The following is a 22,775-nucleotide window of genomic DNA, read 5'->3' on the forward strand; positions in this document are numbered from 1 at the left end:
GCTGACGGAGCAGCAGGCCTTTTGCACGGTCGTCTATCGTACTGTCGGTGCGTGTGGCGCACCACTTGTCTGTAATACTCGTCGGTAATGTTGTTAGTTTTACTACATTACCCCTTGAAAACCGTATGTGAAAGCGGTATTCCTAGACCAACTTTAGGAAAGAACCAACATCATGGCTGCGATCAGTGTCGAACCTTGCACCTTTGCCCTGTTTGGCGCCCTGGGCGACCTGGCATTGCGCAAGCTGTTTCCTGCGCTCTACCAGCTCGACCGCGCCGACCTGCTGCACCCGGACACGCGTCTGTTGGCGCTGGCCCGCGAGAGCGGCAGTGCGCAGGAACACCTGAACACCATCGAAGCGCATTTGCGCCGGCATGTCCCTGACGCCGACCTCGAGCCCGCGACACTGGGCCGCTTCCTCGGCCGGCTGAGCTACCAGCACCTGGATTTTCTCCAGCCCGAGGGCTACCAGGCGCTGGCTGAGCAATTGCCGGGCGAGTTGCCCTTGATTGCCTATTTCGCCACGGCGGCAGCCGTTTATGGCGCCATCTGCGAGAACCTCGACAGAGCCGGCCTGGCCTCCCGTACCCGGGTGGTGCTGGAAAAGCCGATCGGCCACGACCTGGAGTCGTCGCGCCGGGTCAACGATGCCGTGGCACGGTTCTTCCCCGAGAACCGGGTGTACCGCATCGACCACTACCTGGGCAAGGAGACGGTGCAGAACCTGATCGCGCTGCGCTTTGCCAACAGCCTGTTCGAAACCCAGTGGAACCAGAATTCGATCTCCCATGTGGAGATCACTGTCGCCGAAAAGGTCGGCATCGAAGGCCGCTGGGGCTATTTCGACAAGGCCGGCCAGCTGCGTGACATGATCCAGAACCACCTGCTGCAGCTGTTGTGCCTGATCGCCATGGACCCGCCCAGCGAACTTTCAGCCGACAGCATTCGCGACGAGAAGGTCAAGGTGCTCAAGGCCCTGGCACCGATCACCGGCGAAGGGCTGAGCACCCGTGTGGTGCGTGGCCAGTACATTGCCGGTTACAGCGACGGCAAACCGGTGCCCGGTTACCTGGAAGAAGACAACGCCAACGCGCAGAGCGACACCGAGACGTTCGTTGCCCTGCGCGCCGACATCCGCAACTGGCGCTGGTCGGGCGTGCCGTTCTACCTGCGCACCGGCAAGCGCATGCCGCAGAAGCTGTCGCAGATCGTCATCCACTTCAAGGAAACACCGCACTACATCTTCGCCCCGGAACAACGTTTGCAGGTGGGTAACAAGCTGATCATCCGCCTGCAACCGGACGAAGGTATTTCTTTAAGGGTGATGACCAAGGAGCAAGGCCTGGACAAGGGCATGCAACTGCGCAGCGGCCCGTTGCAGCTGAATTTTTCCGATGCCTGGCGCAGCGCGCGGATTCCGGATGCCTACGAACGCCTGTTGCTCGAGGTGATGCGCGGCAACCAGAACCTGTTCGTGCGCAAGGATGAAATCGAATATGCCTGGAAATGGTGCGACCAGTTGATCGCCGGCTGGCAAAGCGCAGGTGATGCGCCCAAGCCTTACGCGGCGGGCTCCTGGGGGCCGATGAGCTCGATTGCACTGATCACACGAGATGGGAGGGCGTGGTATGGCGATATCTGAACTGCAACTGCCGGCGGCGGTGAAGGCGCACGAACTGGCGGATGCCAAGACCTTGGCCGCAACGCTGGCCCGGGATGTGGCCGAGCGCCTGCGGGCGGCAATTGCCGCCAAAGGCCAGGCCTGCGTGGTGTTGTCCGGTGGGCGCAGCCCGGTGCCGTTTCTCGAGCGCTTGGCCGCCGAGGCGCTGGACTGGTCGAAGGTCACCGTGAGCCTGGCGGATGAACGGTGGGTGCCGGTGGAACATGCTGACAGCAATGCCGGCCTGCTGGCCCGCCACCTGCTCAAGGGCGCGGCCGCCAAAGCACGCTTCATGGGCCTGTATCAGCAGGCCGAAAATCTTGAACGCGCCGCCGCCAACGCCGACCAGGCGCTGGCAGACCTGCCCGCCATCGATGTGTTGGTGCTGGGCATGGGTGACGATGGCCATACCGCCTCGCTGTTCCCGAAAAGCCCCAACCTGGACGAAGGCCTGGCCCCAAACAGCTCCCGTCGCTGCCTGCCGATGCTGGCGCCCAGCGTGCCACACCAGCGCCTGTCGATGACCCGCGCCTTGCTGGCCAGTGCCGCGTTTACCGCACTGTCTGTGCAAGGCCAGGGCAAACTCGCTACCCTGCGCGCCGCGCTGGCTGGCGAAGACCTTACCGAAATGCCGATACGCGCCTTTCTTCACGACCCCCTGGACATCTACTGGTGCCCATGAGCCAAGGATCCACTGTCATGACCACCCTTGAACGCCCACAGACTCTGCTCTCGATGGCCGACAAAGCCGCCCGGATCGACGCGATCTGCGACAAGGCGCGCATCCTGCCGGTGATCACCATCGCCCGTGAGGAAGACATCCTGCCGCTGGCCGACGCCTTGGCTGCGGGCGGCATTCGTACCCTTGAGGTGACCCTGCGTTCCCAGCACGGCCTGAAGGCCATTCAGGTGCTGCGCGAGCAGCGCCCAGAGTTGTGTATTGGTGCCGGTACTGTGCTCGATCGCAGCATGTTCGCGGCAGTCGAAGCGGCTGGCGCGCAGTTCGTGGTCACCCCGGGCATCACCCAGGACATTCTCGAAGCCGGTGTGCAAAGCGATATCCCGCTGCTGCCGGGTATCAGTACGCCGTCCGAGATCATGATGGGCTACGCCTTGGGCTATCGCCGGTTCAAGCTGTTCCCGGCGGAAATCAGCGGTGGCGTGGCGGCGATCAAGGCGTTTGGCGGCCCGTTTGGCGACATTCGCTTCTGCCCGACCGGCGGGGTAAACCCGGCCAATGTGCGCAACTACATGGCGCTGCCCAACGTGATGTGCGTGGGTGGCACCTGGATGCTTGATAGCAGCTGGATCAAGAACGGTGACTGGGCGCGGATCGAGGCGTGCAGTGCCGAGGCGATGGCGTTGTTGGACGCTAACTGAATTTGTTGTGTGCTTTACGGCTTATGGGGCGCTTGGTCGGCGCCCTTTTTTTTTACCTTGATCCGGTTGTTAATCCCTTCTAGCTGTCCAGTGTGCATGGGCAAACGCACCCTGCTCAGGATGCCGCGCCAGTAGCCCCTCCGTCGTTTAGCAAACTGCTTCAGTGCCGGTAACGCACTTCCATCAGCAAGCCATGCCACTGCGCTTGCTTGATGAGCTTACGTGGAAGTTTGTCATGCCGCAGGCGGTTGGCCTCATCCACTCGAACCCAGTTAATCATCATCTATCAAGCCGCCGTTCTTGTTTCTGTCTTTCCCGGGATTCCGTGAAGAACCTTTTTTAAGTGTTAAGCAGCATCTTGGCTGAAGATGCTGTGACAGCGACTTAGTGGTCTACACCTATTTCCCTGCGAGAAATCAATCGCAGCCGCACTTTTCCAGTATTCAGTGAAGAACGCTTTAATGTCTGCTGTTGTGCAGTGCATTGATGCTTTCAATCTTAATGCAGTCAGCCCTCTGCTCATGGAGCTTATTTGAACGGGGTGAGAACTCTTTCCTAATTACTTATGCCATAAAGTGATGGCTATGATGATACGCCAATTTTGATCGCGGAGCGTCAGTAATGAGTGATTACGCATCAGTAAGATTTAAAGGGTCGTATGAAATAGAGCGAAGTCTTTACTCCTTGAGTGTAGGCGAGTCTGGAGTTTTTGTAGGCGGTGATACGGTTCTAGGCGCTATACACGTTCACGGAAAGTCACTGGAGTGCTTCACTCGGCCGGTTTATGCGTATCTGGCGCATTGTGAGATGGTGCAAGGCACCGCCTCGGGGGGGAGTGTTCATCGCCAACCCTATCAGTGCGGTTTCAGTAGCTGGTTTTATTCCGAAGTGGTGGGGAGCTTCAAAGTCAGTCCGGGCATCGATCGAGTCAATGCCCTGTCGGGCATTGTGTGTGGTGTATCTCCGCGCAAACTGTGGGCGAAGCCAAGTACTTGTTTCAAGGACATTCCTCTGAGCGGAGCGGGGCACTTCTCTATCTATCAAATGCACATGGTGTATGCCCATTGTGCAGTGGGTAAGTCATTACAAAAAATTCAGGGCAGTCACACGCTATCTGAGGCATTTCATAGCGTTGATAGCCAACGGATCATGCTGTCGTCCCTTGGCTTCGACCGGCTCTTGGCAGTCAAGCTTGAGGATAGCGTCGAGCCTGAGCCGTGGAGTGCAGTAAAGCAGAAGCTACTGCAGGAATCAGCTTTCGATATGACGTCGTTCGCTGATGTCGGGCAGATTGAGAAATTCAATCGTTACATTTGAATAAGCGTGCTGGAGATGTTGCATGAGCTTTATTGATAAAGAAATGATCAGGCAGATTGATAATTTTCCGCACAAGCGTGGGCTTTACGACATTGAGAAACATTTGTATGGAGGTGATGGAAAAGTCAATGCTGGCTGCTGGATTTTTGGCGATACGGTCTATGGGGATATGTATCTCGGGAATCAGAACTGGGGCACCTACAGTACGCCGATCTTGGCCTATCTTGAGTACCTGGGGATGGCGCGGGTACCCAGTAGCGTTACTCATGTAGAGGAAGTTTCCATTGTGGAGGGATACAGTTACGCATTCACCTCTTCCATGGAAACTGAAGTCAACCTAGGTGCTGGTTTTTTGGGCAGTGTGGTGGGGGGGAAGTTAACGTCTAGTACGACTGAGGAAATCAGCAAGTCAACTGGCCGCTCCCGAAAAATTGAAATTGAAGGGCCTGGAATTTATAACTTTTATCAGATGCATTTGGTATATGCCCATTGTGTCACGGGGGCGGGGGTTTTGCAGATTTCTTCAAGTATGCAAAGACAAAACAAATAGGCGGTGAGGCATTCAGGGAAGACCTTTGTATTCTGACCTCGATGGCAACCAGTTCCATTATCACTGTGGCCAGCGCGAACTCGGTGAAGCCATTAGGGTGGAGTGAGATACAAGAAGCCGCCTTGATGAAGGGGCACAACTTCCCTGGAAATAGTGGCCGATGGATATTTAACTACGGCGCGTACCATACACCTGGCAGCCGATACTGAGTGAGGTTGGTGCTGTAAAAGAAACCGCACGCTGGGTGCGGTTTCTTCACAAAGCACATCAGGCCGCTTTGGCTTCCTGCTGGCTCAGCGAGCGGTTAAGCGCGCTGAACAACGCCTTGAAGCTGGCTGTGGTGATGTTTTCATCGATGCCCACACCATGAACCGGGCGGCCACCGGCCACGCGCAGCTCGATGTACGCTGCTGCCTTGGCATTGGTGCCAGCGCCAATGGCGTGCTCGTTGTAGTCCATGATTTCTACGGCGATCGGCAGGCCGGCCACCAGGGCTTCCAGGGCGCCATTGCCCTTGCCGCGCCAGTGCAGGGTGGTTTCGCCTTCGCCGGCGACTTCCACTTCCACGGCGCTGTGGCCGTTTTCTTCCTGCAGGCGGTGGCTGACCAGCGCATACGGGGCGTTGGCCTGGAGGTATTCCTTCTGCAGCAGGCTGTAGATCTGCTTGGCGGTCATTTCCAGGCCGAGGCGGTCGGTTTCACCCTGAACCACTTGGCTGAATTCGATCTGCATGCGGCGCGGCAGGCTGATGCCGTATTCCTGCTCGAGCAGGTAGGTGATGCCGCCTTTGCCCGACTGGCTGTTGACGCGGATGACCGCTTCGTAGCTGCGGCCGATGTCGGCCGGGTCGATCGGCAGGTAGGGCACTTCCCACAGCTCGCCTTCCTGTTGCTTGGCGAAGCCCTTGCGAATGGCGTCCTGGTGCGAGCCGGAGAACGCGGTGTGAACCAGGTCGCCCACGTACGGGTGACGTGGGTGCACCGGCAGTTGGTTGCACTCTTCGACGACTTTGCGCACGCCGTCGATGTCGGAGAAGTCCAGCTGCGGGTCGATGCCCTGGGTGTAGAGGTTCAGTGCCAAGGTCACCAGGTCGACGTTGCCGGTACGCTCGCCGTTGCCGAACAGGCAGCCTTCGGCGCGGTCGGCGCCGGCCATCAGGCCCAATTCGGTGGCGGCGATGCCGGTGCCGCGGTCGTTGTGGCAGTGCAGGCTGATGATCACGCTGTCACGGCGGCTGATGTTGCGGCAGAACCACTCGATCTGGTCGGCGTAGATGTTCGGCGTGGCGACTTCGACGGTGGCCGGCAGGTTGAGGATCAGCTTGTGCTCAGGGGTCGGGTTCCACACCTCGATGACCGCGTCGCAGACTTCCTTGGCGAACTCCAGCTCGGTGGCGCTGAAGGTTTCAGGCGAGTACTGGAAGGTCCACTGGGTTTCCGGCTGCTGGGCGGCATACTTGACGAACAGTTTGGCCGCGTTCACCGCGATGTCTTTCACGCCTTGCTTGTCCTGGTTGAAGACAATGCGGCGGAACGACGGGCTGGTGGCGTTGTACAGGTGGACGATGGCCTTCTTGGCGCCGCGCAGCGATTCGAACGTACGGGCGATGAGGTCCTCACGGGCCTGGGTCAGCACCTGGATGGTGGTGTCGTCCGGGATGTGGCCGTCTTCGATCAGGGTGCGCACGAAGTCGAAATCGGTTTGCGAAGCGGACGGGAACGAGGCTTCGATTTCCTTCACGCCAACCTGCACCAGGGTCTTCCAGAAACGCAGCTTCTTCTCCGAATCCATCGGCTCGATCAGCGACTGGTTGCCATCACGCAGGTCGGAGCTGCACCAGATCGGCGCTGCAGTGATGGTTTTCGACGGCCAGGTACGGTCAGGCAGGTCGATGGTCGGGAACGCGCGGTATTTCTTCGAAGGGTCTTTGAGCATGGTCATGGAAGCAATCCTTTTGTATGCGGCCGAGATCGGGCCTGCCGAGCAATAACGAGATGAAAAGGCGAGGCGACGCGATTCACCCTGGTAGTCGGGCACTGACCAGGCAGAGGCTGCGATGTTGTCGGAGCAGAATGAGGGTGCTGAAGGTTTTCATGCCTCAACCCTAACCAGTGGGGTGAGGGATGGCAAGTGTTCGTAAAAAATTGAGAGGAATGCTCAAAAAAAGCTGAGTGGCGAGATTTTATCGCTGAAAATTAATTCAGGTCTTTGAATTGTTGCGCGGTATATTTCGATGGCGCAACAGAGGGGAAGTGATGTCGACTGTGACGGCCTCTTCGCGGGTAAACCCGCTCCCACAGGGTTTCGCGATCCCTGTAGGAGCGGGTTTACCCGCGAAGCAGGCGCTGCCGATCTCAGGGCTGGAATGCGCCGATGAAGATAGCGGGATCGACCCGAGCATCATTCAGGCTGACATTCCAGTGCATGTGCGGCCCGGTCGCCCGCCCGGTCGACCCCACGCGCCCGACCACATCGCCTCGGCGCAGCTGTTGGCCAACCTGCACATCGATCTTCGACATGTGGCAGAACATGCTGATGAAGCCCTGGCCGTGGTCGACGAACACCGTGCGGCCGTTGAAGAAGTAATCACCCACCAGGATTACCTTGCCGTTGGCCGGGGTCTTGATCGGCGTGCCGGCCGGTACGGCGAAGTCCAGCCCGGCATGCGGGTTGCGCTCTTCGCCGTTGAAGAAGCGGCGCACGCCGAACTTGCTCGACAGCGGGCCGCTGACCGGTTTGTCGAGGATCAGGTTGCTCGGCAGGGTCGGGCTGAAGCTGCGGTAGGCCTTGATCTGCTCGGCCAGCTCGCGGTCGATGCGCTTGAGGTCGGCCGGGTTTGGGTTGACCTGGCGCGTGTTCTTCAGGGTGATGCGCTGCTCGGGGTAGTTCTTGCTGCCGACTGTGAAGGGCAGGTTGCGGCCACCTTGGCTCAACACCGCGGTGCCGGGCTTCTGGGTCAGCGGAATGCCGACGATCGCCAGCCAGTTGTCCTGCTCCTTGACCACCAGCACCGGCTTGCCGTCAAAGCGCGCGCTCGGCGCTGCGCTGCCGGGGCCTAGATCGACCACCGCCACGCCGCCGGGCACCGGTTTGTTCAAGGTACGGGTGATATAGCTGGCCTGGGCGCCGCTGGCCAGCAACAGCAGGGAAAGGGCGAGCAGGGGCGCGAGCAAGCGGGGCATGAGTCAGTCCAGTAGTGAGAGGGTGACGGGCGTCAGGTGGTTGTCTTCGACGCGCACCTGCAGTTCGCCTTCATTGAGGCGGGCGGTCAGGCGCTGGCCGTTGTGGGTTTGCTCGGCGCTGCGGATGGCCTGGCCACGCTCATCGAGCAGGATGCTGTAGCCGCGGGCGAGGGTGGCCAGCGGGCTGACCACTTGCAGCGTCTGCAGTTGTGCCTGGAAGCGCTGGCGACGGTCCTTGAGCACCTCGCGCATGGCCCGGGGCAGGCGTTCGGCGAGGCTGTCCAGGCGCTGGTTGAGCAGCTTCAGGGTGCGGCCCGGGTGTTGCGCGGCCAGGCGCGTGTCGAGGCGCCCCAGGCGCTCGCGGCGCTGGTTGAGGTTGTTCAGGAAGGCGCGGCGCAGGCGCATGTCCAGGTCGTCCAGGCGCTGGGCTTGCTGGCGCAGGCGCTCACCCGGATGGCGCAGGCGTCGGGCCAGCGATTCTACGCGCAGGCGGTCGTGGCTCAGGCGGTTTTGCATGCGCAGCAGCAGGCGCCGTTGCAGGCCGTCGAGGCGTTGCTGCAGGCCACTGTTGTCGGGGGCCAGCAGTTCGGCGGCGGCCGATGGCGTTGGGGCGCGTACGTCGGCGACGAAATCGCAGATCGACACGTCGGTCTCATGGCCGACGGCGCTGACGATGGGCGTGACACAGGCGGCCACGGCACGTGCCACGGCTTCCTCGTTGAAGCTCCACAGGTCTTCCAGTGAGCCGCCGCCACGGGCCAGGATCAGCGCATCAAAACCGAGGCTGTCGGCCAGTTGTACGGCGCGCACGATCTGGGCGATGGACTCGCGGCCCTGTACCGCCGTCGGGATCAGGTTCAGTTCGACCTGCGGGGCGCGGCGGCCGAATACGCTGATGATGTCGCGGATCACCGCGCCGGTGGGCGAGGTGATGATGCCGATACGCTGCGGGTGGGCCGGTAGCGGCTTTTTGCGCTCGGCGCTGAACAGGCCCTCGGCGCCGAGTTTTTCTTTCAAGGCCTCGAACGCCAAGCGCAGGGCGCCATCCCCGGCCGGTTCGACGGTGTCGAGAATCAGCTGATAGTCGCCACGCCCCTCGAACAGCGAGACCTTGCCACGCACCCGCACCGCTAGGCCATCACGCAGGGCCTGGCGGACCCGCGTGGCGTTCTGGCGGAACAGCGCGCAGCGCACCTGGGCGCCGCTGTCCTTGAGGGTGAAGTACATGTGGCCGGAGGCCGGGCGGGCGAGGTTGGAAATCTCGCCTTCCACCCAGACGCTGCGGAATACGTCTTCCAGCAGCACCCGGGCGCGGCCGTTGAGCTGGCTGACGGTGAGGACCTCGCGGTCCAGGCCGAGTCGTTCGAAAGGGTCTCTGATCATGGCGGGCATCATAAAGGACATCGGGGGGTGGCGGGAATTGGGTTGGGGGCGTGCGGGTGTAGGGCGGTGGATTTTTAGCGCCTGGGAGATCCAGCGCCGCCCGCGCGGCGCTCGATCTCAACACCGCCGAAAATCCCCGGTCATGCACCAAGGCCCCCATCACACCCCCTGCATCGCCGCCAAAAACTGGCGCACCATCAGCCCTGCATCCCGCCGACACGCCAGTGCCACCGTACTCTCACACACCTCACCCAGCGCCACGAACCTGACCGATGCCGGCGCAATATCGCGCATGCATGCGGGCAACAGCGCCACCCCGAACCCCGCCTGAATCAGCTGCAACTGCGTGGTCTTGCGTGAAACCACCTGGGCCGCCTGCGGAAAGAACCCTGCATTCATGCACAGCGAGGCCGACAAATAGCTCAACCCGCCGCGGTCCCGGTGAGGAATCGAAATGAAGCGCTCGCCACGCAGCTGCTCCAGTTGCACGACCGGCGCTTCAGCCAAGGGGTGCCCGGCGGCGACAGCCAGCAACAAAGGCTCGCTGAACAGCTCATGCAACACCACGCCTTCATGCTGGCGCAGCACCGGCAGCCGCAACAGGCCGATATCCAGCCGCCCAGCGGCGATATCCTCCAATTGCGCCTCCGAGGACTGCTGCGCAATCTCCAATGCAATCCCGGGGTTGCCTTGCAAGTACGTGCCCAAGCGAGCCAGCAGTGGCCCGGTCAGCGGCACGGTGCTGGAGTGGTTCAGGCGCAGGCTGCCTTGCAGGCCGTCGCCCATGTCGCGGGTGATGCGCTCGGCCTGTGCCAGGTCAGCCAGCAAGCGGCGGGCACGCTGCAAAAAGGCGTCCCCGGCAAGCGTCAAGCGTGGCAGGCGTGCAGTGCGTTCGAACAACGGCGTGCCCAGGTGCTGCTCCAGCTCCTTGATCTGCCGGCTCAGCGCCGACTGGGCGATGTACAACCGCTCGGCGGCGGCGCTGAAACTGCCGCTCTCGGCAATTTCCACGAAGTAACGCAACTGTCGGATCGACGTCATGTCATGCCTTTTCGAGATGGGTAATGGCGCAAAGGCATATTAGTCGGCATGGCTCATGGCTGGCTAACCTTTGCGTAACATCTCAGGAACACACGCCATGCTCACCTCATTGTCCTTTTCCGGCCTCGATTGGCTGCCCATCCTGCTCGGTGTCGGCCTGGCCTACATCGTTTTCGGCATTGCCGGTTTCGGCACTGCGCTGGTCGCGGCGCCGGTGCTGATCCACTTCATGCCGCTGTCACGGATCATCCCGCTGTTGGTGCTGCTGGACTTCGTGGCGGCCTTCGGCAACTTGCTGCCTTCGCGCCGGGATGTGGTACGCGGCGAGCTGCTGCGTCTGCTGCCCTTCATGGCGATAGGGTGCACCCTGGGGGTGGTGTTTCTGTTGCGGCTCAAGTCCGATCTGCTGCTGTTGCTGATGGGTTTGTTCGTCAGTGCCTATGCGTTCTATAACCTGGCGGTGAAGGTGCGCCCCGCGACCTTGTCCGGCTTCTGGGCGGTGCCCATGGGCACGGTAGGGGGCTTGTTCGGTGCGTTGTTCGGCAGCGGTGGTTTTCTTTATGCGCTGTACCTCAGTGCTCGTCTGGAGGCGAAAGAGCAGGTGCGGGCTACCCAGAGTGCGTTGATCAGTTGCAGCACGGTGGTGCGCCTGTCGCTGTTCCTGATCGCCGGGGTCTACGCCGACAGCAGCCTGTTGTTGCTCGCTGCCTGCCTGTTGCCGGTGATGTTCGTCGGCTTGTGGGTAGGGCGCCGGCTGACCCTGAAACTGTCCCGCGAGGCCTTTGTTCGCCTGGTCACGTGGCTGGTGCTGGCCAGTGGCTTGGCCATGATCGGTCGCTACCTGAGCCTGTGAGCGGTAGAATTGCGGCATTACCGCAGTTCGCAGGTTTGCTTCCTTAATGAACACCCAGAGCATCATCGTCCCCAAGCTTTCCACCGTTCCGGCCAACGAGGCCCGCGCCCGGGCGATCGTACGCTGGCTGGTGCGCGAGAAAATCGTCGAAGAGCAACTCACCACCTGTGGCCGCACCGGAAACCGCATGGGCCATGCCTTGGCCGAAGGTGCGCGCAAGGTAGCCCTGCACCCCGAGAAACTGCCCTTCGGTGAGCAGGCCAGCGGCCTCGAGATCATGCTCAAGCGCTGCATCTATACCCCGACCGACGGTTTTCTCGAAGAAGCTGGCTGCCCGGAGTGCCGCCGTGAAGTCGGCGAGCCGCTGTTCGAGAGCCTCGAAGAGTGGATGCCAGGGGTCAGTGACAACTTCACCTGCCCGTTGTGCGGCTTCGAAGACGACATCAATGGCTTTCTTTACCTGCAGCCATGTGCCTTTTCCAACCTGGGGTTCATCTTCAACAACTGGGGCGAGGCCGGGTTCACCCAGGCCTTTCTCGACAGCTTCGCCGACTGGCTCGACCAGCCAGTGGCGGTCGTGCAGGTAAAACTGCCAGAACGCTGACCGAAGGCCCTTATTTTGCATTGAGCGGCGCGCCGTGGATGAGTATAATGGCGCGCTTCCATTTTTCCCGCCCGGGAGCCCCCGCGATGCTGCGTATCAGCCAAGAAGCCCTGACTTTCGACGATATCCTCCTTGTACCTGGCTATTCCGAGGTACTGCCCAATGAAGTCAGTCTCAAGACCCGTTTGACTCGTGGCATCGAGCTGAACATCCCTCTGGTTTCCGCCGCCATGGATACCGTGACCGAAGCGCGTCTGGCCATTGCCATGGCTCAGGAAGGCGGCATCGGCATCATCCACAAGAACATGACCATCGAACAGCAGGCCGGCGAAGTGCGCAAGGTCAAGAAGTTCGAGGCTGGCGTGGTCAAGGACCCGATCACCATCGAAGCAGACGCCACCGTGCGCGACCTGTTCGACCTGACCCGCCTGAACAACATTTCGGGAGTTCCGGTGCTGGAGAACGGTGACCTGGTCGGTATCGTCACCTCCCGTGACGTGCGCTTCGAAACCCGTCTGGATGCCAAGGTCCGCGATGTGATGACGCCCAAAGAGCGTCTGGTCACCGTGCGCGAAGGCGCCAACAAGAACGAAGTCCGCGAGCTGCTGCACAAGCACCGCCTGGAAAAAGTCCTGATCGTCGACGACAAGTTCAGCCTCAAGGGCATGATGACCGTCAAAGACATCGAAAAAGCCAAGGCCTACCCGCTGGCCAGCAAGGACGACCAAGGTCGCCTGCGCGTCGGCGCTGCCGTTGGTACCGGCAAGGACACCGGCGAGCGCGTTGCTGCCCTGGTTGCTGCTGGCGTTGACGTGGTGGTGGTGGACACCGCCCACGGTCACTCCAAAGGCGTGATCGACCGCGTACGCTGGGTCAAGGAAACCTACCCGCAAGTGCAGGTGATCGGCGGCAACATCGCCACCGGCGCTGCGGCCAAGGCCCTGGCTGAAGCTGGCGCTGACGCCGTCAAGGTCGGTATCGGCCCAGGCTCGATCTGCACCACCCGCATCGTCGCCGGTGTCGGCGTGCCGCAAATCAGCGCCATCGCCAACGTCGCCGCTGCGCTGGAAGGCACGGGCGTCCCGCTGATCGCCGACGGTGGCATCCGCTTCTCCGGTGACCTGTCCAAGGCCATCGTTGCCGGTGCTTCCTGCGTGATGATGGGTTCGATGTTCGCCGGTACCGAAGAGGCCCCGGGTGAAGTCGAGCTGTTCCAAGGCCGTTCCTACAAGGCCTACCGCGGCATGGGCTCGCTGGGTGCCATGGCACAGGCGCAGGGCTCGTCCGACCGTTACTTCCAGGACTCCTCGGCCGGCGCCGAGAAGCTGGTACCGGAAGGCATCGAAGGCCGCGTACCGTACAAGGGTGCCTTGGCAGCCATCATCCACCAGCTGATGGGCGGCCTGCGTTCGTCCATGGGCTACACCGGCAGCGCAACCATCGAAGAGATGCGCACCAAGCCGGAATTCGTGCGCATCACCGGTGCCGGCATGGCCGAGTCCCACGTGCATGACGTGCAGATCACCAAAGAAGCCCCTAACTACCGCGTAGGCTGAGGCTTCCAGCACTATCAGCATGCGGGGCTGTCACGACAGCCCCGCGTCGTTTCCGATTTCCACTGACGAGATTGAGTCATGGCCCTCGACATTCACGCTCACCGCATCCTGATCCTCGATTTCGGTTCCCAGTACACCCAGCTGATCGCCCGCCGCGTGCGCGAGATCGGTGTCTACTGCGAACTGCATCCGTTCGACATGGACGATGAAGCGATCCGCGAATTCAACCCGCGCGGCATCATCCTCGCCGGCGGCCCCGAGTCGGTACACGAAGCCAACAGCCCGCGCGCGCCGCAGGCCGTATTCGACCTGAACGTACCGCTGCTGGGCATCTGCTACGGCATGCAGACCATGGCCGAGCAACTGGGCGGCAAGGTGACCGGTTCCGACCTGCGCGAATTCGGCTACGCCCGCGTTGATGTAGTCGGCAAGAGCCGCCTGCTCGACGGCATCGAAGACCACGTAGACGCCGACGGCGTGCTGGGCCTGGACGTGTGGATGAGCCACGGTGACAAGGTCACCCAGATGCCTGGCGACTTCCACGTGCTGGCCAGCACCCCGAGCTGCCCGATTGCCGGCATGTTCGACGACGCGCGCGGCTACTACGGCGTGCAGTTCCACCCGGAAGTGACCCACACCAAGCAGGGCGGTCGCATCCTCTCGCGCTTCGTCCAGGACATCTGCGGCTGCGAAGCCCTGTGGACCCCGTCCAACATCGTCGAAGACGCCATCGCCCAAGTGCGTGAGCAAGTAGGTTCGGCCAACGTCCTGCTGGGCTTGTCCGGCGGCGTGGACTCCTCCGTGGTTGCCGCGCTGCTGCACCGCGCCATCGGTGACCAGCTGACCTGCGTCTTCGTCGACAACGGCCTGCTGCGCCTGCACGAAGGCGACCAAGTGATGGCCATGTTCAAAGAGAACATGGGCGTCAAGGTGATCCGTGCCGACGCCGAGGCACAATTCCTGGGCAACCTGGAAGGCGAAGCGGACCCTGAGAAGAAGCGCAAGATCATCGGTCGCACCTTCATCGACATCTTCGATGCCGAAGCCAGCAAGCTGGACAACATCCAGTTCCTGGCCCAGGGCACCATCTACCCAGACGTGATCGAGTCGGCTGGCGCCAAGAGCGGCAAGGCCCACGTGATCAAGTCGCACCACAACGTCGGTGGCCTGCCAGAGGAAATGAACCTCAAGCTGGTCGAGCCGCTGCGCGAGCTGTTCAAGGACGAAGTCCGCAAGATCGGCCTGGAGCTGGGCCTGCCGTACGACATGGTCTACCGCCACCCGTTCCCAGGCCCAGGCCTGGGCGTGCGTATCCTCGGTGAAGTGAAGAAGGAATACGCCGACATTCTGCGTCGCGCTGACCATATCTTCATCGAAGAACTGCGCAAAGCCGACTGGTACCACAAGACCAGCCAGGCCTTCGTGGTGTTCCAGCCGGTCAAGTCGGTTGGCGTCGTTGGCGACGGCCGTCGTTACGCTTGGGTCGTGGCCCTGCGTGCCGTCGAGACCGTGGACTTCATGACCGCGCGTTGGGCACACCTGCCGTACGAGCTGCTGGAGACCGTCAGCGGCCGTATCATCAACGAAATCGAAGGCATCTCGCGCGTCACTTACGACGTGTCGAGCAAGCCGCCGGCCACTATCGAGTGGGAATGATATCGCGCCCGGCCACGGCCGGCGTCCGATAGCAGGAAGCTACCAAAAGCCCGCATTATTGCGTAATGATGTTCACTTAAGAATGCCGGGGCCGCTCTGCGGCCCATCGCGGCACAAGGCCGCTCCCACACCGACCGCGTTATGCCCCTATTTACAGGGCATGCGCGAACATTGTGGGAGCGGCCTTGTGCCGCGAAGGGCCGCAAAGCGGCCCCAATACAGGCGATGGATCACTTAAGTGAACAGCATTACGCATGATTGCGGGCTTTTGCGTTTTACCGAGCGCGTGTATCGACCCTGAGCTGCAAGATCTCATCTCCCGCTTCGTCCTGCTCGCCTGTCGACGTCCAGCCTAGGTGCCGATAGAACCCATACGAGCGCACGTCAGGGTCGCTGGAGCACGCCAGGAACAGCCGCTCGAACCCCAGCGCCCGCAGGTGGTCGACGACCTTCTGCAGCAAGCGCTTGCCGATCCCTTGGCCCTCAAAGGCAGGCAGCAGGGCAAGCACGGTCACCTCGCCACTGTCCTTGTCGGCGAAGCAGTAGCCCACTATCTGGTCGTCTTTGCAGGCCACGAAGCCTGGGCCGCTTCCATCGCGAATGCCGCTGCTCCAGGAATCGACGGTGATGCCTAGCGCGCGCAGGTCTTCTTCTGTGAACGCGTTTTCCCGGGTCAATGCCCGCAGGGTCATGCACGCTGCGGCATCTTCAGGTACTGCAGGGCGAAGGGTTATGGCTGTCATACGTTTGGCCTCACGTTGAAAGCGCCATTGTGCGTATACGACGGTCTGCGAGTCTGTGAGCAAACGTAAGCAGCTCAAGGTGTGATGTGCCGCATTCCACGCTGCCTCAGCCAAGTATGTAGATCGGAAAGGTGCGCCAGGCGGCGTTGATGGACGGTTGGCCAGTCTGGCCGTTCTATGTAGTAGAAGCGCCCATCCCGCCTGATCAAGGTGCGTCGCAGGCGCATGTCACGGCTGCGGTTAACCAGGTACTGCTCGCCGTTGGCCTCTTCGAAGGTGTAGTCACCTGGCCTGACCAGCATGCTTTCCAGGTCTGGTGACGGTGAGCGCGCAGGCGTTACCGCCGCTTGCAGCCGCAGGTCGCTTTGCAAGTGCCACAGCTTGCCTTTGCTGTCAGCGGAATCCGTGCCGGGGTCGGCCGTGTAGGTATCGACTCCGCCGGCAGGGGTGTCTTCGACCCGCAAGCCAATCGCACCTTCGGTTTCAGCCAGGCCGGTAACGCCATGGAAGTTGTTGGCGTGAGTGTTACCGACTAACGCAACCCACCTTCCCGGGCCACGCGTAGCTTGGTCAGCGTCGATGATCAGGTGGGCGTAGAAATTCATCATCTGCTGACGCGCCACATCGGACACCGGCTCTGCCCATGCCTGACGATAGCTGGCCATGCAGTCGATGGACTGGATGCGCACGCCATTTTTGTGTGCTTCAAGCAGTATCCGGCGGAAGGTGTAGCGGCCTGCAGGGTCGGTGTGGTGCCCGAAGTCCTGGGCCGTGACATACCGCTCCAGCGCCCTCGGCATCACGCCGCTACGGTTGAAAGTGTCGAGGTCCGCTTGCTGGAAATCGGTGGTGAAATGCTCCATGTACAGCGTCTTCACTTTCAGCTTGCGCAACTGGCCCATGTTTTCGATCAACAACCGCTTGCTACCAAGGCTGCTATGCGCCTCGCCGATCACCAGGCCGTTGCTGTTTTCATAGATACGTTGCAGTACCTGCTTAGGCGTAGTTCCAGCAGGTAACTCAGGTATTGGCGGGCGAGCTGGCACGTCTACCGTGGTCATGAACTGGTTGGCATCGGTCGCCAGTTGCTCACGCAGGGCGCGAAAGCGCTCGATGGCGGCGTATCGTTCAGGGTCGTGAATGTTTTCCCGTGCGCCCGTGATCTCTTCGTCCGCCACGTCTTCAAGTGCAGGGCGCAAGCTGGGGGGTACTTCATAAGGGGTTTCGGCAAGGGCAGGCACGTTCGCCGCCGCTGATGGCCTGCCCCAGATCTTCAGCCGTGAGAGCATGCCGCCTTTGAGGCTGCCACGCTCGATGGGGTACCACTGGCCATCGGCATCAAGGCGGATCGGTTGGTGCTTGTAGAAAGAAAACGGGTTTTCCGGGTCGACGATGGTCCAGGTTTTCAGCTCCGGCACAAAGCGCACCTGGTAAGGTTGCTCCTCGACCAGCGCATAAAACTGCCCGTCCTGTGTGTAAATGCCTGCGAAGGTGCCCGAGCCAGGCTCGCCGCTAAGCAGCACATTGGTCTCGAAAGGCTGCAACAGCGCCCAGCGTTCCACTGGCTGGAAGGGCGCTGGTACCCAGGTTTTCACGGCGTCCACTACGCTTGAAGGCTCTTCGTCGCCGGGTTCGGTTTCGCCAGCAGTTGCGGGTTCTTCTGGCGCTGTGGGGCTTTGGCCTGCACCCGTTTCCGCGCCTGCTTCAGCGGCTTCGCCGAGTTCGGCGAGTGGTTTGCTCGGTGCGCTGAGCAAAAACGTTGCGTTGAACAGCGTCTCGATGGCAGCAAAGATTGCCCCTGTAACGCCTGCCTTGCGTTCGCGGGTGGTATGCCCGGTAATTGCCTGGTCGATGTTCAAGCCCGTTTCAGCGATGCCGGCGCCGACCAGCGCCAATGCCACGGGCCAGTCCACTGCCGCCAGGGGGCCAAACACTTTCAGGCCTGCACTCAGGTAGCCGATCCACAGTTGTTTGCGCAAGTCGGCGTTGGAGCGCAGGGAGAAGTGCGCATCATCGATCATCCGCTGTCGGGCTTTGTCGCGCAGCCAGTCGAAGGCGTCCTTATGGATCTGCTGATCGAGGGTGTTGATGCCGGAATAATCATCCCTGCCCCAGCCTTGGTACAGCAGATCGACCAGGTGATTGAGGCCGACCTTGCTGTCGCCCTCATCGCGGTCATCGAGGGAGAAGTGCGCCAGGAAGCGTGCCCGGTTATCGGCATGGTTGCAGTTGATGAGTACCCACCAGAACAACGCCTGGTCATCCGCAAAGTAATGCAGGCCATCGACCTCCCCAGGTAGGTAGATAAGCTGGCTGCCATCTTTGAGCTGAACACGCAGGATATCTGTGGCCACATGCCCGCCGATATCGAACGTGCACACGTGCACGCCAGCGCCAGGTACTACCTGTTGTTGCAGCGCTTCCAGTGACGGCGGCCAGGCTGTGTCGCCCGCCAGCGCCTGCACGACATCGCGGCAGTGGCTGGCCAGCGCTGACGCGGGGGCATGTGCGCAGGCTTCCAGTACTTTGCTGAGGAAGTTGGCCTTGGCCAACGTTCGAAAGTGGCCCGCCTGTTTCGACCAGAAAGACGTCAGCCGAGCTTTGAAGTCAACGGCAAAATCGATGCTCCAGAAGTAATCCAGAACGTCCTTGGCCTCGAGCCGGATTTCATTACGCTCGTCGTAGGCATCCCCGCCAGGCCCTTCGGTGTAAAAGCCAACGAGGTAACTCAGCAGGTCGGCGTTGTCCTGGTCGTTGGCATCGAAGCGGTGCATGACCAGTTGGGGCAAGGTCAGCGATTCGTACGGCGGGTCCAGGTGCTGCCAGCCGTTGAAAGTTTTGTGGCTGCTGACGGCGGTGTGAAAGCGGTGCAGGTAGACATTGTCGGGGTCCAGTGTTGTCAGGCCGTGGCGTTCAAGGACCTGTTGGGCAACTTCGCGGGCCATCTCGCGCATGTCGGGGCAGGCTTCGGTGAGCTGGCGTGCGAGCGTAAGCAGGCTTTGCTGTTCGTTGGAAGTAGGGATGTTGGAGGGCATCACGTTTGTCCTGGCTGGAAGGATAAACGTCAGTCTCGAAGGGGCACGGGCCATGAAGGCGGTGCATATTGCTTGCCTGAACGGCCAGTAAAGGTGGCTTTCACTTAATCTTTCCCATTTGCAGGTGTATCGTATTCGCCCTTCATCGCCAGCCCTGCTGGCAGCTTGATCGCGCCGAACACGAGGTACCCGCACCGATGTCCTTCACCCGTCGACAAATGCTCAAGGGCCTCACCGGCCTGGTTGTGGTAGGCCTGGGCGCCGGAGGCGCAGCGCGGTACTGGCTGGGCAAGGTCGAGGACGAGAATGCCGGGCACGACTACGAGCTGATCGCCGCGCCCCTGGACGTGGAACTGGTGCCGGGCTTCAAGACCGAGGCCTGGGCCTTTGGCCCTTCGGCGCCAGGTACCGAGCTGCGGGTACGCCAGGGCACCTGGCTGCGGGTGCGGTTCATCAACCACTTGCCGGTCGAAACCACCATTCACTGGCATGGCATCCGCTTGCCGCTGGAAATGGACGGCGTGCCGTACGTGTCGCAGCTGCCGGTCAAGCCGGGCGAATACTTCGACTACAAGTTCCGCGTGCCGGATGCGGGCAGCTACTGGTATCACCCACATGTCAGCAGCTCGGAAGAGCTCGGCCGCGGACTGGTCGGCCCGCTGATCGTCGAGGAGCGCGAGCCTACCGGGTTCCTGCACGAGCGCACGCTGAGCCTGAAAAACTGGCACGTGGACGAGCAGGGCGCCTGGCTGCCGTTCAGCATCCCGCGTGAGGCCGCGCGTAACGGCACTGCCGGGCGGCTGATCACCATCAACGGCCAGCCCGACGCGGTCACCGAGCTGCCGGCCGGCCAGGTGGTGCGGGTGCGCCTGCTGAACCTGGACAACACCTGGACCTACCGCCTTAACCTCAAGGGCAACTGCGAGGCGAAGATCTACGCCCTCGACGGCAACCCGGTGACCCCGCGCCCGTTGGAAGACGAGTACTGGCTTGGCCCTGGCATGCGCATCTGCCTGGCCATCCGGATTCCCGAAGCGGGTGAGGAAATTTCCCTGCGCGACGGTTTCGTGCGCCTGGGTACCCTGCGTTCGGTGCCGAGCAACGACGCGCCGAGTGACTGGCCGCCAGCGCTGCCGGCCAACCCGATCGCCGAGCCGGACCTGGAGAATGCTGAAAAGCTCAACTTCAATTTCGAGTGGGCGGCCAAAGTTTCTGTCACCCCTGACCCGAACAAACCATCGAGCCTGTGGCAGATCAACGGCCAGGCCTGGGACATCACCGACAAGACATGCGCCGACCGGCCCATCGCCACGCTGCAGAAGGGCAAGAGCTACATCTTCGAGCTGAAGAACATGACCCAGTACCAGCACCCGATCCACCTGCATGGCATGAGTTTCAAGGTGATTGCCTCCAACCGCCACGACATCAAGGAACCGTGGTTCACCGATACCTACCTGCTGGGCAAGAACGAGCGGGCCCAGGTGGCACTTGTGGCCGATAACCCGGGCACCTGGATGTTCCACTGCCACGTCATCGACCACATGGAAACCGGCCTGATGGCCGCGATAGCGGTGGTCTGATGCGCCCACACATCATTGATCGCAGCCGCGATCAGGAATTCATGCGCATTGCTCTGGCCCTGGCGGCTGAGGGCGCGGCCATGGGCGAGGTGCCGGTGGGGGCGGTGCTGGTGCAGCATGGCCAGGTAATCGGCCAGGGCTTCAACCGGCCCATTATCGACAGCGACCCGAGTGCGCATGCCGAAATGGTTGCCATTCGGGCTGCGGCCAAGTCGGCGAGCAACTATCGGCTGCCGGGCAGCACGCTGTATGTGACCCTGGAGCCTTGCAGCATGTGCGCGGGGTTGATCGTGCATTCGCGGGTGGCGCGGGTGGTGTACGGGGCGCTGGAGCCCAAGGCGGGTATCGTGCAGAGCCAGGGTCAGTTCTTCGGCCAGGGCTTCCTCAACCATCGGGTGATGGTCGAGGGCGGGGTGCTGGCGGAGGAGTGTGGGCAGATCCTCAGTGACTTCTTCAAGGCCCGCCGAGCCAAAGCCTAACCACACACTCAGGTTACAAGCGTTCTCTGTATCTGTAGGAGCAGCCTTGTGCTGCGAAGAGGCCGGTGACTGCATAATGAACCTTGGGTTGCGTTCGCTGGCCTCTTCGCAGCACAAGGCTGCTCCTACAGATGAGGCCCTGTTGCGTTACATCGGCGGCGACTGCTCTGCCGGCTTGTCCTTGTTTACCCCAGGCACATGCAAGTTGCCCTCGGCCATCTGGCCTTCGAGCTGCGGCTGGGTCACCCAGGTCAGGATGTCGTAGTAACGGCGGATGTTGGCCACGAAGTGCACCGGCTCGCCGCCGCGGGCATAACCGTACTTGGTCTTGCTGTACCACTGCTTCTGCGCCAGGCGCGGTAGCATTTTCTTCACGTCCAGCCACTTGTTCGGGTTGAGCTTCTCGCGCTTGGCCAGGGTACGGGCGTCTTCCAGGTGCCCGCTGCCAACGTTGTAGGCAGCCAGGGCGAACCAGGTACGGTCGGGTTCCTGGATGCTGTCGTCGAGTTGCTCTTTGATCAGCATGAAATACTTGGCACCACCCTGGATGCTCTGTTTCGGGTCCAGGCGATTGGACACGCCCATGGCCTGCGCCGTGCGCTGGGTGAGCATCATCAGGCCGCGCACGCCCGTCTTGGAGGTGACTTCCGGCTGCCACATCGATTCTTGGTAGCCGATGGCCGCCAGCAGGCGCCAGTCCACCTGTTCGACCTTGGCGTAGCTCTTGAAGTGCTTCTCGTACTTGGGCAGCCGCTGCTGCAAATGCTGGGCGAAGGTATAGGCGCCGACGTAGCCGAGTACGTCAACATGGCCGTAATAGCGGTCTTTCAGGCGCTGCAGGGTGCCGTTCTTCTGGGCCTTGTCGAGAAACTCGTTGACCTCGTTGAGCAGGCTGTTGTCCTCGCCGGCCGCTACCGCCCAGCGCTGGTCGCGGGTGTCGCCCAGGTCGAAGGCGACCCGAACGTTGGGGAAGTACACCTGGTTCATCGCCAGTTCGTTGGAGTCGACCAGGGTCAGGTCGATCTGGCCTTCATCGACCATGCGCAGCAAGTCGACCACCTCGACGGCGTCGGATTCTTCGTATTCCAGGCCCGGATACTGCTTTTTCAGCTCAGCCAGCTGGTCGGCATGGCTGCTGCCCTTGAGCACCATGATCTTCTTGCCGACCAAGCCCTTGGCTTCGGTCGGGCGCGAGCGGCCGTTGCGGTAGATAACTTGAGGGGTGACTTCCAGGTACGGGTGGGAGAATTTCGCCTGGGTCTTGCGCCGTTCGCTGCTTACCAGGCCGGCGGCTGCCAGCACCGGGCCGGAGGGCTTGCCCAGCTCGTCGAACAGTTGATCGAGGTTGTCGGCGGTCTCGATCTCCAGCTTTACGCCGAGATCATCGGCGAAATGCTTGACCAATTCGTATTCGAAGCCGGTTTCGCCGTTACGGTCCTGGAAATACGTCGCCGGGCTGTTGCGGGTGATTACGCGCAGCACGCCATCCTCCTTCACGCGCTCGAGGGTGCTGGGTTTTTCAACACAGGCACCGAGCATCAGAAAGAGTCCGGTTGCGATGAGCCATCTGGCGCAGCGCTGGCGCAAAGCAGTGTGGGCGAACATAGCTTGCAGTATACGCAAAGGACAGGCGGCGCCATATCTCGACAACAGATAGCTTGTCTGGTAGCGGGTTCTGTGTTCAGGGGGTTTGCCGTTAGGGGTGTTTGCCGTTAGAGGTGTGCCGCCTGGCAGATCGAGCGCCGCCCGCGCGGCG

At 61.4% G+C, this 22,775-nt stretch carries 18 protein-coding genes and 1 pseudogene; 11 read left to right on the forward strand and 8 right to left on the reverse strand.

Translation table 11 applies throughout. The features are described from left to right. Positions 1 to 172: 172 nt before the first annotated feature. The 3 genes from zwf to GIB19_RS21815 are packed head-to-tail and all read left to right on the forward strand — an operon-like array spanning position 173 to position 3,040. The gene (gene zwf, locus GIB19_RS21805) at positions 173 to 1,642 is read left to right on the forward strand and encodes a glucose-6-phosphate dehydrogenase (RefSeq protein ID WP_027595671.1); all 1,470 of its coding nucleotides are present in this window, start codon (positions 173 to 175) and stop codon (positions 1,640 to 1,642) included. Then, positions 1,629 to 2,342: a 6-phosphogluconolactonase gene (gene pgl / locus GIB19_RS21810; RefSeq protein ID WP_274887938.1), complete on the forward strand. Its 714-nt coding sequence runs from the start codon at positions 1,629 to 1,631 to the stop codon at positions 2,340 to 2,342. The genes zwf and pgl overlap by 14 nt, the downstream gene beginning before the upstream one ends. Before the next feature lie 17 nt (positions 2,343 to 2,359). Continuing rightward, positions 2,360 to 3,040: a bifunctional 4-hydroxy-2-oxoglutarate aldolase/2-dehydro-3-deoxy-phosphogluconate aldolase gene (locus GIB19_RS21815; RefSeq protein WP_027595673.1), complete on the forward strand. Its 681-nt coding sequence runs from the start codon at positions 2,360 to 2,362 to the stop codon at positions 3,038 to 3,040. A gap of 38 nt (positions 3,041 to 3,078) precedes the next feature. Here GIB19_RS21815 and GIB19_RS28520 read toward each other — a convergent pair. Beyond that, positions 3,079 to 3,320, reverse strand: a pseudogene (locus GIB19_RS28520) (transposase); the annotation flags it as partial. 341 nt (positions 3,321 to 3,661) lie between these two features. Between GIB19_RS28520 and GIB19_RS21830 the strand changes: the two are divergent. Beyond that, positions 3,662 to 4,357 (forward strand): monalysin family beta-barrel pore-forming toxin, encoded by a 696-nt coding sequence (locus tag GIB19_RS21830; RefSeq protein WP_099428429.1) that lies wholly within the window; start codon positions 3,662 to 3,664, stop codon positions 4,355 to 4,357. A gap of 22 nt (positions 4,358 to 4,379) precedes the next feature. Then, positions 4,380 to 4,907, forward strand: coding sequence for a monalysin family beta-barrel pore-forming toxin (locus GIB19_RS21835; protein ID WP_274887941.1), 528 nt, complete (start codon positions 4,380 to 4,382; stop codon positions 4,905 to 4,907). Between the two features lie 267 nt (positions 4,908 to 5,174). Here the strand turns inward: GIB19_RS21835 and leuA are convergent, their stop codons facing one another. From leuA to GIB19_RS21855, 4 genes are all read right to left on the reverse strand, one after another. Further along, a complete protein-coding gene (leuA, locus tag GIB19_RS21840) occupies positions 5,175 to 6,848 on the reverse strand; it encodes a 2-isopropylmalate synthase (RefSeq protein ID WP_085272692.1) in 1,674 nt (557 codons plus the stop codon). A 413-nt stretch (positions 6,849 to 7,261) separates the two neighbouring features. Continuing rightward, a complete protein-coding gene (locus tag GIB19_RS21845) occupies positions 7,262 to 8,089 on the reverse strand; it encodes a M23 family metallopeptidase (RefSeq protein ID WP_274887943.1) in 828 nt (275 codons plus the stop codon). A gap of 3 nt (positions 8,090 to 8,092) precedes the next feature. Further along, positions 8,093 to 9,472 carry an exodeoxyribonuclease VII large subunit gene (gene xseA / locus GIB19_RS21850; protein ID WP_099428432.1) on the reverse strand — a complete coding sequence of 460 codons (1,380 nt, stop codon included), beginning with the start codon at positions 9,470 to 9,472 and terminating at the stop codon, positions 8,093 to 8,095. 159 nt (positions 9,473 to 9,631) lie between these two features. Further along, complete coding sequence (locus GIB19_RS21855; RefSeq protein ID WP_274887944.1) at positions 9,632 to 10,513, reverse strand: LysR family transcriptional regulator; 882 nt, start codon at positions 10,511 to 10,513, stop codon at positions 9,632 to 9,634. Between the two features lie 97 nt (positions 10,514 to 10,610). Between GIB19_RS21855 and GIB19_RS21860 the strand changes: the two genes are divergently transcribed. The 4 genes from GIB19_RS21860 (at position 10,611) to guaA (ending at position 15,182) form a co-directional block, all read left to right on the forward strand. Then, entirely contained in the window at positions 10,611 to 11,366 is a 756-nt protein-coding gene (locus tag GIB19_RS21860; RefSeq protein WP_099453061.1) for a sulfite exporter TauE/SafE family protein, read from the forward strand. A 46-nt stretch (positions 11,367 to 11,412) separates the two neighbouring features. Next, entirely contained in the window at positions 11,413 to 11,970 is a 558-nt protein-coding gene (locus GIB19_RS21865; RefSeq protein WP_027595679.1) for a hypothetical protein, read from the forward strand. 86 nt (positions 11,971 to 12,056) lie between these two features. Next, positions 12,057 to 13,526 (forward strand): IMP dehydrogenase, encoded by a 1,470-nt coding sequence (gene guaB / locus GIB19_RS21870; RefSeq protein ID WP_027595680.1) that lies wholly within the window; start codon positions 12,057 to 12,059, stop codon positions 13,524 to 13,526. A 78-nt stretch (positions 13,527 to 13,604) separates the two neighbouring features. Continuing rightward, complete coding sequence (guaA, locus tag GIB19_RS21875; RefSeq protein ID WP_027595681.1) at positions 13,605 to 15,182, forward strand: glutamine-hydrolyzing GMP synthase; 1,578 nt, start codon at positions 13,605 to 13,607, stop codon at positions 15,180 to 15,182. A gap of 275 nt (positions 15,183 to 15,457) precedes the next feature. Here guaA and GIB19_RS21880 read toward each other — a convergent pair whose 3' ends face one another. Further along, a complete protein-coding gene (locus tag GIB19_RS21880; RefSeq protein WP_274887946.1) occupies positions 15,458 to 15,925 on the reverse strand; it encodes a GNAT family N-acetyltransferase in 468 nt (155 codons plus the stop codon). A 74-nt stretch (positions 15,926 to 15,999) separates the two neighbouring features. Further along, on the reverse strand, positions 16,000 to 18,960 hold the full coding sequence (locus GIB19_RS21885; RefSeq protein ID WP_274887947.1) for a dermonecrotic toxin domain-containing protein: 2,961 nt from the start codon (positions 18,958 to 18,960) through the stop codon (positions 16,000 to 16,002). 197 nt (positions 18,961 to 19,157) lie between these two features. Here GIB19_RS21885 and GIB19_RS21890 point away from each other — a divergent pair, with 197 nt between their 5' ends. Next, the gene (locus tag GIB19_RS21890) at positions 19,158 to 20,540 is read left to right on the forward strand and encodes a multicopper oxidase family protein (protein ID WP_027595684.1); all 1,383 of its coding nucleotides are present in this window, start codon (positions 19,158 to 19,160) and stop codon (positions 20,538 to 20,540) included. Further along, on the forward strand, positions 20,540 to 21,019 hold the full coding sequence (gene tadA / locus GIB19_RS21895) for a tRNA adenosine(34) deaminase TadA (protein WP_099428437.1): 480 nt from the start codon (positions 20,540 to 20,542) through the stop codon (positions 21,017 to 21,019). Before GIB19_RS21890 ends, tadA begins: the two co-directional genes overlap by 1 nt. Positions 21,020 to 21,166: 147 nt before the next feature. On the opposite strand, the gene mltF is transcribed toward tadA, so the two are convergent. Beyond that, on the reverse strand, positions 21,167 to 22,624 hold the full coding sequence (gene mltF, locus GIB19_RS21900; protein WP_027595687.1) for a membrane-bound lytic murein transglycosylase MltF: 1,458 nt from the start codon (positions 22,622 to 22,624) through the stop codon (positions 21,167 to 21,169). Between the last annotated feature and the right edge of the window lie 151 nt (positions 22,625 to 22,775).

It is taken from the genome of Pseudomonas sp. ITEM 17296 (assembly GCF_028895205.1).
Taxonomy (GTDB): domain Bacteria; phylum Pseudomonadota; class Gammaproteobacteria; order Pseudomonadales; family Pseudomonadaceae; genus Aquipseudomonas; species Aquipseudomonas kermanshahensis.

Excerpts from the sequence above, each read along its gene's own strand:
- zwf (WP_027595671.1), top strand. The coding sequence starts at position 173 with ATGGCTGCGATCAGTGTCGAACCTTGCACCTTTGCCCTGTTTGGCGCC.
- pgl (WP_274887938.1), top strand. The coding sequence starts at position 1,629 with ATGGCGATATCTGAACTGCAACTGCCGGCGGCGGTGAAGGCGCACGAA.
- GIB19_RS21815 (WP_027595673.1), top strand. The coding sequence starts at position 2,360 with ATGACCACCCTTGAACGCCCACAGACTCTGCTCTCGATGGCCGACAAA.
- GIB19_RS21830 (WP_099428429.1), top strand. The coding sequence starts at position 3,662 with ATGAGTGATTACGCATCAGTAAGATTTAAAGGGTCGTATGAAATAGAG.
- GIB19_RS21835 (WP_274887941.1), top strand. The coding sequence starts at position 4,380 with ATGAGCTTTATTGATAAAGAAATGATCAGGCAGATTGATAATTTTCCG.
- leuA (WP_085272692.1), bottom strand. The coding sequence starts at position 6,848 with ATGACCATGCTCAAAGACCCTTCGAAGAAATACCGCGCGTTCCCGACC.
- GIB19_RS21845 (WP_274887943.1), bottom strand. The coding sequence starts at position 8,089 with ATGCCCCGCTTGCTCGCGCCCCTGCTCGCCCTTTCCCTGCTGTTGCTG.
- xseA (WP_099428432.1), bottom strand. The coding sequence starts at position 9,472 with ATGATCAGAGACCCTTTCGAACGACTCGGCCTGGACCGCGAGGTCCTC.
- GIB19_RS21855 (WP_274887944.1), bottom strand. The coding sequence starts at position 10,513 with ATGACGTCGATCCGACAGTTGCGTTACTTCGTGGAAATTGCCGAGAGC.
- GIB19_RS21860 (WP_099453061.1), top strand. The coding sequence starts at position 10,611 with ATGCTCACCTCATTGTCCTTTTCCGGCCTCGATTGGCTGCCCATCCTG.
- GIB19_RS21865 (WP_027595679.1), top strand. The coding sequence starts at position 11,413 with ATGAACACCCAGAGCATCATCGTCCCCAAGCTTTCCACCGTTCCGGCC.
- guaB (WP_027595680.1), top strand. The coding sequence starts at position 12,057 with ATGCTGCGTATCAGCCAAGAAGCCCTGACTTTCGACGATATCCTCCTT.
- guaA (WP_027595681.1), top strand. The coding sequence starts at position 13,605 with ATGGCCCTCGACATTCACGCTCACCGCATCCTGATCCTCGATTTCGGT.
- GIB19_RS21880 (WP_274887946.1), bottom strand. The coding sequence starts at position 15,925 with ATGACAGCCATAACCCTTCGCCCTGCAGTACCTGAAGATGCCGCAGCG.
- GIB19_RS21885 (WP_274887947.1), bottom strand. The coding sequence starts at position 18,960 with ATGCCCTCCAACATCCCTACTTCCAACGAACAGCAAAGCCTGCTTACG.
- GIB19_RS21890 (WP_027595684.1), top strand. The coding sequence starts at position 19,158 with ATGTCCTTCACCCGTCGACAAATGCTCAAGGGCCTCACCGGCCTGGTT.
- tadA (WP_099428437.1), top strand. The coding sequence starts at position 20,540 with ATGCGCCCACACATCATTGATCGCAGCCGCGATCAGGAATTCATGCGC.
- mltF (WP_027595687.1), bottom strand. The coding sequence starts at position 22,624 with ATGTTCGCCCACACTGCTTTGCGCCAGCGCTGCGCCAGATGGCTCATC.